We start from the raw sequence: 10,692 nt of genomic DNA on the forward strand, positions 1-10,692 counted from the left end.
GGCACGAGTCGTGGAACTGCTGGAGAACCCTGTGCGCGCGTACGCGTGGGGGTCGCGCACCGTCATCGCCGACCTGCTCGGCGAGCAGGTGCCGTCACCGCATCCGCAGGCGGAGATGTGGCTGGGTGCGCACCCGGCCGACCCGTCGCGGGTGGTGCACGGCGACGGGCAGCGGCACTCGCTGCTCGACGCCGTCGCGGGAGATCCGGTGCGGCTGCTCGGGGCCGAGCGCGCGGCGCGCTGGGACGCGACGCTGCCGTTCCTGCTCAAGGTGCTCGCCGCCGACGAACCGCTGTCGCTGCAGGCCCACCCGAGCATCGAGCAGGCCCGCGCCGGGTTCGCCAAGGAGGAGGCGGCGGGGGTGCCCCGCGACGCCGCCGACCGCAACTACCGCGACGCCAACCACAAGCCCGAGCTGATCTGCGCGCTCACCGAGTTCCACGCGCTCGTCGGGTTCCGCGCCCCGGCGGCCACGGTGGTCCTGCTGCACGCCCTCGACGTGCCGGAGATCGCCCCGTACACGGAACTGCTGGCCGCCCAGCCCGACGCCGACGGCCTGCGTGCGCTGTTCACCACGTGGATCACGTTGCCCCAGTCGCTGCTCGACACGCTGGTGCCCGCCCTGCAGGCCGGCTGCGTCCGGCTGGCGGGCGACTCCGGTGAGCTGCACACCGAGGCCCGCACCGTGCTGGAGCTCTCGGAGCGCTACCCCGGTGACGCGGGGGTGCTCGCTGCGCTGCTGCTCAACCGCGTCACGCTGCAGCCCGGTGAGGCCCTCTACCTGCCGGCGGGCAACCTGCACGCCTACCTGCAGGGCGCCGGAATCGAGCTGATGGCCAGCTCCGACAACGTGCTGCGCGGGGGGCTCACCCCCAAGCACGTCGACGTCCCGGAGCTGATGCGGGTGCTCGACTTCTGCTCCGGCCCGCCTCCGGTGCTCACCGGCACCCCCGACGGGGCCTGGGTCCGCTACGACACGCCCGCGCAGGAGTTCCTGCTGCGCCGCCTGGAGTCCGACGCCGGGCTCACGAGCGTGCCGGTCCCCGACGGGGGGCCGCGGATCCTGCTGTGCACCGCGGGCAGCACGTGCGTCCGGGCCGGTCGGACCGACGTGGAGCTGAAACGCGGCGGGTCGGCGTGGCTGTCGGCGGAGGACCGTGGGGTGCACGTGCTGCCGAGGGCGGAGGGCACGCAGCTGTTCCTGGCCGGTGACGGACTGGCCTGAACCGGGCAACCGATAGGGTTCCGCCCATGTCTGCTGGTGGGGGAACCCGGGCGATCATGGCCGCGCTGCTGGCCAACGCGGGGATCGCGGTCGCCAAGTTCGTCGGCTACCTGATCACCGGGTCGTCGTCGATGCTGGCCGAGGCGGTGCACTCGCTGGCCGACACGTCCAACCAGGGGCTGCTGCTGCTCGGCGGCAAGCGGGCGAAGCGCGCGGCCACGTCGGAGCACCCGTTCGGCTACGGTCGCGACCGCTACTTCTACTCGTTCATCGTGGCGCTGCTGCTGTTCACGCTCGGCTCGGTGTTCGCCCTCTACGAGGGCATCCACAAGCTCGAGGGGCCCGAGCCGCTGACCTCGCCGCTGGTGGCCGTCGCGATCCTGGTGGTCGCGATCGGTCTGGAGGGCTTCTCGTTCCGCACCGCCATCCACGAGTCGCGGCCGCTCAAGGGCACCGGCTCGTGGTGGACCTTCATCCGCCAGGCCAAGGTGCCCGAGCTGCCCGTGGTGCTGCTGGAGGACTTCGGCGCGCTCATCGGCCTGGCGCTGGCCCTGCTCGGCGTCGGGCTCACGGTGCTCACCGGCAACCCCGTGTTCGACGCGCTGGGCACCATCGCCATCGGCACGCTGCTCGGCGTCATCGCCATCATCCTGATCATCGAGATGAAGAGCCTGCTGCTGGGCGAGGGGGCCACGGCCCCGGTGCTGAAGAAGGTCACCGACGGTCTGACGTCGGGCGCCGTGCTGCGCGTCATCCACATCCGTACGCAGTACATCGGGCCGGAGGAGCTGCTCGTCGCGGCGAAGATCGCCCTGACGCCCGGCCTGCCCGTGGAGGACGTCGCCCGCGCCATCGACGAGGCCGAGGCCCGGGTGCGGGCCGCCGTCCCGGAGGCGCGGTTGATCTACCTGGAGCCCGACCTGGACCGGACGGCGCTCGCGGGCTCGTAGCCGTTCCTCACCGCAGCGCGGCATCCCCGCCACAGCAACTCCGCGTTCCCCGGCGAGCACGACATCAACTCCTCGCTGGCGGCCTTCATCAAGGAGGGCACGTTGATCCACCACGAGCGCGAGGGCGCGATCATCGATTCGGCCTATATGTTCTGACGTCGTGAGCATGACGCGGATCGGCGCGGTCGCCGCCGGCTTCAGCCGGGACGTCGCGTTCGACCTCGCTCGCATCGGCACCCTCGTCGAGCACGCCCGGCGTGACGGCGTGCAGCTGCTCGTGCTGCCCGACGCCGCGCTGGGCGGCTACCTCGACGACATCGTCGAGCCCGACCCGTCGTCGCTGCCGCCCGCTCTGCACCCGGACGGACCGGAGCTGGCGGCGGTCGCGGCCATGGCGAAGGAGATGGTGGTCTGCGTCGGGTTCTGCGAGGCCGACGGCGAGCGGTGCTACAACACCGCCGCCTGCCTCACCGGCGACGGGCTGCTGGGCCTGCACCGCAAGGTGCACCAGCCGCCCGGCGAGTCCCGCGTCTACGCGGCGGGCTCGGAGTTCCGGGCGATCGACACCCCGGTCGGCCGGCTGGGGATGCTCGTCGACTACGACAAGACCTTCCCGGAGTCGGCCCGCAGCCTGGCGCTCGACGGCGCGCAGGTGCTCGCGTGCCTCTCGGCGTGGCCCACGAGCGTCACCAACCGGGCGCCGCGGATGTCGGAGGACCGGCAGTCACGGCTGTTCGACCTCTACGACCGCTCCCGCGCCGCCGAGAACCAGGTCGTGCTCGTCTCGTCGAACCTGACCGGCACGTCGGGCGGGATGCGCTTCCTCGGCCAGGCCAAGGTGGTGGGGCCGGACGGCGAGATCCTCGCCCGGACCTGGTCGAAGGCCGGCATCGCCGTGGCGGAGCTGGACGTGGAGTCGTCGCTGGCCGGCGTCCGGCGGGTGCTCGCCCACCTCGAGGAACGACGCCCGGACGTCGACCGCTGAAGATCCGCGGCCCACTGCCGCAGGGTCGTCGGCGTGGTGGTGGACGGGGTGCGGTGCGCGACCACGACCTTCTCGGTGAACGCCCGGTTCATCGCCACCTGCAGGTCGGCGAGGTCGGCCGGCAGCCCCGCCCCGCGCAGCAGGTCGGCCATCTCGTCGTCCGGGAGTCGACGTGCGCGCCGTGGGTGCGGATCGCGTCCAGGGCGGGCAGGAACGACTCGAAGAACAGGCCCGGCCGCAGCAGCAGCACGTCGACGCCGGTCAGGTCGGCCAACCGCTGCTCCTGGTCGTGCAGGCTCGTCAGGAACCCCGTGCCCGGGGCGGTCGGGTCGAACGGCATCAGCACGTAGGCGGCCTCGGCGCCGTCCGCCTTCCGGGGGTGCTGCTGGACGCGGAATGACCGGACGTCCGGGTCTCGTGCCCGATCGTCCGGGGTCCTGGACGCCGGGTACTTCCCGGGGAACGCTCGGGGGGTGGACCGACAACCCCCGTGGACCCCCGCCGACCCGGTGGGCGAGGCCCTGCACTTCCTGCGGATGAGCGGCACGTACTACACGCGTTCCGAGCTGACGGCGCCGTGGGGGATGGTAATCCCGGCGGTGCCCGGGGCCCTGTGGTTCCACGTCGTCACGGCGGGGGAGGGCGCGCTCGAGACCGCCCAGGGCGGCACGGTGCTGCGTGCGGGGGACCTCGTGCTGGTGCCCCACGGCGCCGCGATGTCACGCTCGGCGTTCTCGGCCCGGTTCACCGAGCTGGTGGGGGAGCCCGCCATGCAGTACGTGACGCGGTAGCGGATGCACGTGGCCCTCGACGGTCTCCGCGACGGCGAGAACACCGTCGCGGAGATGGCGGGCCGGCTCGGCTACCGCTCGGCGGCGGCGTTCAGCCGGGCGTTCAAGCGGGTGGTCGGGGTGGCACCGGGTTCGGTGCGGCGCTGATCAGGTGCGGCGCTGATCAGGTGCGGCGCTGATCGGGTGCGGCGCTGATCAGCCGAGCAGTTCGGCCACGGTGCGCAGGTCGTCGGTGTCGGCGCCCGCCTTCATCTCGGCGTCGGCCGCGCCGGCCTCGGTGTCGGGCGCGATGAGCAGCAGGTCCATCAGGCGTCCGTCCTCGCCGACGAGGCGGACGGTGTGGCGCTCGCCCGTGCGGAACAGGTCGATGCGCAGGGTGTCGTCACCGGTGCCGATGCGGCGCGGGATGTCCGCCCAGCCCTCCGTGCTCAGGGCCACGCGCACCACCTTCTGGAACGACGGCTCCACGGCCGCCGCCACCGCGAGGAGCTCGTCGGCGCTGTACTCGTGCGGCCACCACACCCCGTCGACGGCGCCGAGGTGCAGGCCGGTGGGGCGGAGGACGAGACGCGGTGTGGTGGTCATGAGCTTCTCTCTGCGGTGAGCCGGGCGAGGCGCTTGGTGGTGGGCCAGCGCACGTCGCGGGCCCAGCCGAGCTTCTCGAAGATCCAGATGGTGCGGGCCGAGATGTCGATCTGGCCGCGCTGCACGCCGTGCCGGGCGCAGGTCGGGTCGGCGTGGTGCAGGTTGTGCCAGGACTCGCCCATCGACAGGATCGCCAGCGGCCACACGTTGGCCGAGCGGTCGCGGGCCGCGAACGGCCGGTTGCCGATCATGTGGCAGATCGAGTTGATGGACCACGTGACGTGGTAGGCGAGCCCGACGCGCACCAGCCCGGCCCAGACGAACGCGCTGAGCGCGCCGGCCCACGACATCGTGACGAGGCCGCCGACGAGCGCGGGCAGCAGCAGGCTGACCGCCACCCAGATCCCGAACTGACGGCTGATCCGCGCGACGGCCGGGTCGGACAGGAGGTCCGGCACAAAACGGTCGGCGTTGGTCTTGTCGGCCTCGAAGAGCCAGCCCATGTGCGCGTGCCAGAAGCCCTTCGCGAGCCCGACCGGTCCGGTGCCGTGCAGCCACGGGGAGTGCGGGTCGCCCTCCTTGTCGGAGAACGCGTGGTGGCGACGGTGGTCGGCCACCCAGGTGATCGGGTCGCCCTGCAGCGCGAGGCTGCCCGCGATGGCCAGCGCGCTGCGCAGCGCGGGCGTGGCCACGAACGACCGGTGGGTGAAGTACCGGTGGAACCCGACGGTGATGCCGAGGATGCTGATCACGTACATGGCGGCGGCCAGCCCCACGTCGAGCCAGCTCAGGCCCCATCCCCAGGCGAGCGGCACGGCCAGGACCAGCGCCACGACCGGGACGATCACGAACACGTGGACGAGCACGCTCTCGCTGAACCCCCGCCGCCCCTCGATGATCGGGGTGCCTCGGGTCGGTGCTTCTGCGGTGAGCGATGGGGTCACGTGGGGCGGTTCTCCTCGGATCGGGGGCGCTACGGTGTAGACACTACGGTGTATCGACGAAAGGAACAATGTGACGAGTCCGCTCACCCGGGAGCAGGTGTTCGCCACCGCGCTGCGGCTCGTCGACACCGACGGTGTGGAGGCGCTGTCGATGCGCCGGCTCGGCAAGGCGCTCGACCGCGACCCGATGCGGCTCTACCGGCACGCCGAGAGCAAGGAGGCGCTGCTCGACGGGGTGGTGGAGCTGGTGATGTCGGAGCTGCAGGTGCCGGTGGCCGACGACGACTGGGAGCAGGCGCTGCGCCGCACCGCCCACGCCTACCGCGACCTCGCGCTCGCCCACCCACACGTCGTCCCGCTGCTGGTGACCCGTCCGCTGGCCACGCCGCTGGCCCGCCGGCCGCTGGGCACGCTGCGTCCGCTGGAACAGCTGCTCGGGCTGCTGGTCAGGGCCGGTTTCGACGAGCGCGGCGCGCTCTACGCCTACCGCCTCTACATGGGTTTCCTGAACGGTCATCTGCTCAACGAGCTGCAGGAGCGTGTCGTGGCGCCCGACGAGACCGACGACGTGCTGCGGCTGGGCCTGCACCGGCTGCCGATCGCGGACTTCCCCCGCCTGCGTTCCCTGGCCGGCGCCCTCGCCGCCTACGACGGGGGACGCGAGCTCGACGAGGGCCTCGACATCGTGCTCGCGGGGTTGCGGGCGCGTACCGCGGTGGGGTGACGTGGGGTTGATGTGACACCACGAATGCATGGGTGTGGGAGATCGGGGTGCCGTCCCCGACCGGCCCTACCGGGTCTGGCGCGGGTGATCTCGGGCACGCATTGCTGCTGTACCGCCATCATCGAGGGCTCGCGCGCGGGCCCTGTTCGCGCGGATCACCGCGTGCCGTCCACCACCACGTCCGCCCGCCCCGGCGTGCCTTCCGTCGCGAAGTGGGTCTGCTCCTGTGCCGCCCAGCGGTCCCAGTGCGGGCGGTAGGTCTCGCCGTCGCGGTCCATCGCGCGCCGGAGGCGTTCGGTGCGAGGTGCGTCGATCCACACCAGGAGCACCGCGTGGGCGCTGATGATCCGTGCCCCGGAGCCTGCCCCCTCGACCACCAGAACGGGCGGCGTGCCCAGGTCGTGCTCCTCGGCGTACCGGCCGAGGGCCCAGTCGTAGCGGCGGTAGCGGGCGGGTCTCCCGGCGACCAGCGGGCCCACGACCCACTCGTGCAGCAACGGGACGGCGGCGGCGAGACCGTCCCAGCCGGGGTAGAGGTCGTCCATGTGCAGCAGCGGCGCGCCTCCGAGCGCGGCGACGAGCCCCTCGGCGAGCACCGTCTTCCCCGACCCGGACGGGCCGTCCACGCACACCAGCCGGGTGCCGCCGCACCGCGGCTCGGCGGCGTGCACCCGGGTGGCCAGGTGGTCCAGCACGCTCAGGCGGGTGGCGGCACCGCGCGGCTGCGCAGCACCACGGTGGTGCCGCCGTCGGTGCCGTCGACGGTGAGGGTCTCGACGCACGCCTCCATCAGCGGCAGCCCGTGGCGCCGGTTGCCCCGGAACGCCGAGGGCGGCAGCCACGAGCCCCGGTCGACGACGGTGAGGACGGCGCGACGGCGACCGTCCGGCTCGGCGACCACGATCCCGTGGACCTCGACGGGGCCGCCCCGTTCGACGACCGCACCGTGGTCGACGCCGTAGCCGTGCTCGACGCTGTTGCTGACCGCCTCGCTGACGGCGAGGATCAGGTCGTCGCGCTGACCGGCGGGCCAACGGTGGCCGGCGAGCCAGCGCGAGAGCCGTTCGCGGGCGAGCGAGGGGGCGGCCAGCTCGGCCGACAGCGTCATCCGCAGCTCGGCGTCCGTGTGCGCCCGGCTGCGGTCGCGGTCGCTCAGCGGAGGCACGCGGGAAGTGTCCTCCAGGGCGTGATCGGACGCACCCGGTGGGTCAACCATCGAGGGCATCGGTGACGCTGTGGAACAGGGTGAGGACCGCGTCGAGGCCGGTCAGCTCGATGGGGCGCACCACCGGGCGGGTGTGGTCGACCACGATCCGCAGCGTCTCGAACCCCCGGTGGTGGACGGCCTCGCGGGCGCTGTCGAGCAGCACCTGCAGGCCGGGCGACCCCAGGAAGGTGACGTCGGTGAGGTCGACGACCAGCGGGCGTCCGTCGAGCTGCTCGTAGGCGGCGTCGATGGCGGCGCGCAACCGTGGAGCGGTCAGCCCGTCGATCTCGCCGTCGACGCCGAGCACCACGGCGTCGGGCCGGTCGTCGGTCCGCACCTTCATGATCTGCTCGCGCTCCGGCCGTTCCACGAGCGGGAGGATAACCGTCAGCGCAGCAGCGGCAGCAGGGCCGCGTCCGCCCCGAGCTCGCGGCGTTCCCGCCCGCTCAACGGCTCGCGACCGGTGCCCAGCAGCGCCCACCACTCGTCGGACCACTCGGTGGGCGCGGGCCTGCCCAGCAACGCGTCGAGGGTGCGGCGCACCAGGGCCAGCGGCTCGGCCCGGGGGCCGGGCCTGCCGAGGTCGACCACGAGGTCGAGGTGGCGCACGGCCGCCTCCACCGCGAGCGTGGTGATCAGGTCGTCGGCGCGCAGCACGTGGTCCTGCGTGGCCACCAGGGCGTCCGGGGCGGTCCGGCCGGCGAGCGTCACGACGGCGCGGCTGGTGTCGACGAACGTGCGGGTCAGGGCGTCGAGCCCCCACGCACTCGCGATCGTGCGCTGGGCCCGCAGCTCGCGGAACTCGGGATCGCGGTCGCCCCGGGCGTTGCGCCAGTAGGTGGTGGCGTCGCGGTCGGCGGGGCCGGCGGCGGGCGTCGCGAGCGCCACCAGGCCGCGCTGGGCGTCGCCGAGCAGGTGCAGCAGCAGGTCGCACACCACCCAGCCCGCGCGCCGCGTGGGACGCCAGGCGTCCGGTTCGTCGAGGGTGGCCGCGATCGTCGCGAGGTCGGAGTAGGCGATCCGCAGTGCGGCCGACGAGCTGGTTCCCGGGCGCGCCGGCGCGGGTCGGTTCGGGATCAGTCGTGCGGTCGTCATGTCCTGCCGTCGTCCTCGTGCGTGGCCGTCGAACTTCTCATGTGGCCATCGCGTGCCGACGCGGGGGGTTACCCGTGAGAGGTTCACACGGACGTTTCCCCGCGTTGCCAGCGCGATCGGTACCGGCGCGTATCCACGAGGATATGAGCAGCTGCCCGAAGGTCGAGGAGCCACTCGACCGAGCGGCTGATTGACCCGGCGGCGGGGCCTGGACACGATCGCCCCATGACGCTGCTGCCCGGAGTCCGGTCCGCCACCGCCGACACCGACCGGCTGCGGATGCACTACCTCGAGTCCGGACGCCCCGACGGCACGCCACTCGTGCTGGTGCACGGCAACCTCTCGACGGGCCGCTTCTACGAGCACCTCCTGCCGCGGATCCCCGACCGGTTCCGGGTGCTCGCGCCGGACATGCGGGGCTTCGGCGACTCCGAGCGCAAGAGCCTCGACGCCACCCGGGGCCTCGCCGACTGGGCGGACGACACCGCCGCGCTGCTCGTCGCCCTCGGGATCGAGGCGCCGCCGCACCTCGTCGGCTGGTCGACGGCCGGGGCCGCCATCGCGTCGTTCGCGACGCGGTACCCGGTGGCCTCGCTGACGTTCCTGGACCCGGTCTCGCCGTTCGGCTTCGGCGCCGTCCACCGCGACGGCTCACCGGTTCACGACGACCACGCCGGTTCCGGGGGCGGCGGGGCGAACCCGGCGCTGATCGCCGCGCTGACCAGCGGCGACGACGCCCCGGACAACCCGTTCACCGCGCGGAACGTGATGCGCGCGCTGTACTGGTCGCCGGACCACCAGCTCCCCGCCGACCGCGAGGACGTCCTCGTCGCCGAGATCCACAAGACCCTGATCGGCGACGACGGCTACCCGGGCGACGCCGCGTCGTCCACGAACTGGCCCGGCATCGCCCCCGGCACCCGCGGCATCCTCAACGCGCTCTCGCCCAAGTACTGCCGGTGGGACGACATCGTCGACCTCGACCCCAAACCGCCGGTCCTCTGGACGCACGGCACGGCGGACCTGATCGTCTCCGACGCCTCCCCGCTGGACTTCGGGGTGCTCGGCGCCGCGGGTGTCGTGCCCGGCTGGCCCGGCGCGGACGTCCACCCGGCGCAGCCGCAGGTCACCCAGATCCGCGACGTCCTGGACCGCTACGCGGCCGCGGGCGGCGCCGTCCGCGTCGAGATGTTCGAGGGCTCCGGCCATGGCCCGCACGTCGACGCCGAGGACCGCTGGCTCGCGGTCCTCCTGGACTTCCTGGGCTGACCCGTTCGCCGGCGCCGAACACCGCCGTTGACGCGCCCGCCCGGACCGGCAGGGTGGTCGACGACGACGCGGAGGCGACGATGCCCGGCATCTCGATCACCACCTCGGACCAGGCCGAGGCCCGGCTGGCGTGCGCCGAGGTGTACTTCCCGCACCGGATGGCCGTCCTCCACGACTCCCGGACCTTCGCGATGTCGCTGTCGGCGGTCGGTCTGGGTCCGGTGTCCGCGGGCCTGCTCGGGTACGCGGGCGAGGTGCGCATCGAGACCGACGCGCTGGAGACCGGGTACGAGGTCAACGTCCCCCTGGACGGGCATCTGCGCACGTGGACGGGGCACGCCGACGTCTGCGCCGCCGCGGGCCTCGCGGCGGTCTACCGGCCGGACGGCCGCACCAGGCTGCACGGATGGGCCGGCGGCGGGCAGCTGTTCGGGTTGAAGATCGAGCGTGGGGCGCTCGAGGAGACGCTCGAGGAGCTCACCGACCGCCCGGTGCGGTCGACCGTGGCGCTCGGGCCGAGCCTCGACCTGACCGGTGGCGCGGGCCGCCAGTGGTGGGGACTCGCCCGTTCCCTCATCGATCTCGCGCAGGACCCGGGCGGCCCGCTGGGGAATCCCGTGGTGGCGCGGCCGCTGGCCCGCAGCGTCATCGCCGCGTTCCTCCACGCGGTCGACCATCCGTACCGAGATCTGCTCGCCCACCGGCCGGCGACGCCGCGTCCCGCGACGATCCGCGAGGCCGTCGATCTGCTGGAGGCGGAGCCGGACCATCCGTGGACCGTCGCCGATCTGGCCCGCCGGGTGGGCGTCACCCCCCGCGGGCTCCAGGCGGGGTTCGCGCGGCACGTCGGCACGGCGCCGATGGCCCACCTGCGGCAGGTGCGGCTCGCCCGGGTGCACCTGGACCTGCAGGTCGCC

At 73.3% G+C, this 10,692-nt stretch carries 15 protein-coding genes; 8 read left to right on the forward strand and 7 right to left on the reverse strand.

Annotation, left to right across the window (positions count from 1 at the left end; all coding sequences use genetic code 11):
• The first annotated feature begins 10 nt into the window (after positions 1–10).
• From manA to BGP03_RS30265, 3 genes are all read left to right on the forward strand, one after another.
• Positions 11–1,225: a mannose-6-phosphate isomerase, class I gene (gene manA, locus BGP03_RS30255; RefSeq protein WP_296367475.1), complete on the forward strand. Its 1,215-nt coding sequence runs from the start codon at positions 11–13 to the stop codon at positions 1,223–1,225.
• Positions 1,226–1,251: 26 nt separating this feature from the next.
• Entirely contained in the window at positions 1,252–2,175 is a 924-nt protein-coding gene (locus tag BGP03_RS30260) for a cation diffusion facilitator family transporter (protein ID WP_296367476.1), read from the forward strand.
• A 160-nt stretch (positions 2,176–2,335) separates the two neighbouring features.
• Positions 2,336–3,160: a carbon-nitrogen hydrolase family protein gene (locus BGP03_RS30265; protein ID WP_296367477.1), complete on the forward strand. Its 825-nt coding sequence runs from the start codon at positions 2,336–2,338 to the stop codon at positions 3,158–3,160.
• A gap of 88 nt (positions 3,161–3,248) precedes the next feature.
• Here BGP03_RS30265 and BGP03_RS30270 read toward each other — a convergent pair whose 3' ends face one another.
• Entirely contained in the window at positions 3,249–3,506 is a 258-nt protein-coding gene (locus tag BGP03_RS30270; protein ID WP_296367478.1) for a hypothetical protein, read from the reverse strand.
• 127 nt (positions 3,507–3,633) lie between these two features.
• Between BGP03_RS30270 and BGP03_RS30275 the strand changes: the two genes are divergently transcribed.
• Together BGP03_RS30275 and BGP03_RS30280 are read left to right on the forward strand one after the other, a co-directional pair.
• Positions 3,634–3,951 carry a cupin domain-containing protein gene (locus BGP03_RS30275; RefSeq protein WP_298796786.1) on the forward strand — a complete coding sequence of 106 codons (318 nt, stop codon included), beginning with the start codon at positions 3,634–3,636 and terminating at the stop codon, positions 3,949–3,951.
• Positions 3,952–3,960: 9 nt separating this feature from the next.
• Positions 3,961–4,098 (forward strand): helix-turn-helix domain-containing protein, encoded by a 138-nt coding sequence (locus BGP03_RS30280; protein WP_298796788.1) that lies wholly within the window; start codon positions 3,961–3,963, stop codon positions 4,096–4,098.
• 48 nt (positions 4,099–4,146) lie between these two features.
• Here the strand turns inward: BGP03_RS30280 and BGP03_RS30285 are convergent, their stop codons facing one another.
• Both BGP03_RS30285 and BGP03_RS30290 read right to left on the reverse strand, forming a co-directional pair.
• Positions 4,147–4,536, reverse strand: coding sequence for a DUF5994 family protein (locus tag BGP03_RS30285; protein WP_296367481.1), 390 nt, complete (start codon positions 4,534–4,536; stop codon positions 4,147–4,149).
• Positions 4,533–5,480 carry an acyl-CoA desaturase gene (locus tag BGP03_RS30290; RefSeq protein WP_298796790.1) on the reverse strand — a complete coding sequence of 316 codons (948 nt, stop codon included), beginning with the start codon at positions 5,478–5,480 and terminating at the stop codon, positions 4,533–4,535. Before BGP03_RS30290 ends, BGP03_RS30285 begins: the two co-directional genes overlap by 4 nt.
• A gap of 70 nt (positions 5,481–5,550) precedes the next feature.
• On the opposite strand from BGP03_RS30290, the gene BGP03_RS30295 reads away from it, so the two are divergent.
• Positions 5,551–6,204: a TetR/AcrR family transcriptional regulator C-terminal domain-containing protein gene (locus tag BGP03_RS30295; protein WP_296367484.1), complete on the forward strand. Its 654-nt coding sequence runs from the start codon at positions 5,551–5,553 to the stop codon at positions 6,202–6,204.
• 155 nt (positions 6,205–6,359) lie between these two features.
• Here the strand turns inward: BGP03_RS30295 and BGP03_RS30300 are convergent, their stop codons facing one another.
• From BGP03_RS30300 to BGP03_RS30315, 4 genes are read right to left on the reverse strand one after another with little or no spacing between them, the layout of a single operon-like run.
• Positions 6,360–6,899: a uridine kinase gene (locus tag BGP03_RS30300; protein ID WP_298796793.1), complete on the reverse strand. Its 540-nt coding sequence runs from the start codon at positions 6,897–6,899 to the stop codon at positions 6,360–6,362.
• Between the two features lie 2 nt (positions 6,900–6,901).
• Positions 6,902–7,369: an ATP-binding protein gene (locus BGP03_RS30305; RefSeq protein ID WP_296367489.1), complete on the reverse strand. Its 468-nt coding sequence runs from the start codon at positions 7,367–7,369 to the stop codon at positions 6,902–6,904.
• Positions 7,370–7,412: 43 nt separating this feature from the next.
• Positions 7,413–7,781, reverse strand: a complete 369-nt coding sequence (locus BGP03_RS30310) for an anti-sigma factor antagonist (protein WP_296367491.1) — start codon at positions 7,779–7,781, stop codon at positions 7,413–7,415.
• Positions 7,782–7,798: 17 nt separating this feature from the next.
• Entirely contained in the window at positions 7,799–8,506 is a 708-nt protein-coding gene (locus BGP03_RS30315) for a maleylpyruvate isomerase N-terminal domain-containing protein (RefSeq protein WP_298796796.1), read from the reverse strand.
• 225 nt (positions 8,507–8,731) lie between these two features.
• Between BGP03_RS30315 and BGP03_RS30320 the strand changes: the two genes are divergently transcribed.
• Positions 8,732–9,775, forward strand: a complete 1,044-nt coding sequence (locus tag BGP03_RS30320) for an alpha/beta hydrolase (RefSeq protein ID WP_298796798.1) — start codon at positions 8,732–8,734, stop codon at positions 9,773–9,775.
• 53 nt (positions 9,776–9,828) lie between these two features.
• The coding region (locus BGP03_RS30325; protein ID WP_299738384.1) for an AraC family transcriptional regulator at positions 9,829–10,692 on the forward strand (864 nt) is incomplete at its 3' end.

Source organism: Pseudonocardia sp. 73-21 (genome assembly GCF_001899645.1).
In the GTDB taxonomy this organism is placed as follows: domain Bacteria; phylum Actinomycetota; class Actinomycetes; order Mycobacteriales; family Pseudonocardiaceae; genus Pseudonocardia.

Bases quoted from the DNA above. Each gene is read 5' to 3' on its own strand.
- BGP03_RS30260 (WP_296367476.1), top strand. From the start codon at position 1,252: ATGTCTGCTGGTGGGGGAACCCGGGCGATCATGGCCGCGCTGCTGGCC.
- BGP03_RS30285 (WP_296367481.1), bottom strand. From the start codon at position 4,536: ATGACCACCACACCGCGTCTCGTCCTCCGCCCCACCGGCCTGCACCTC.
- BGP03_RS30315 (WP_298796796.1), bottom strand. From the start codon at position 8,506: ATGACGACCGCACGACTGATCCCGAACCGACCCGCGCCGGCGCGCCCG.
- BGP03_RS30320 (WP_298796798.1), top strand. From the start codon at position 8,732: ATGACGCTGCTGCCCGGAGTCCGGTCCGCCACCGCCGACACCGACCGG.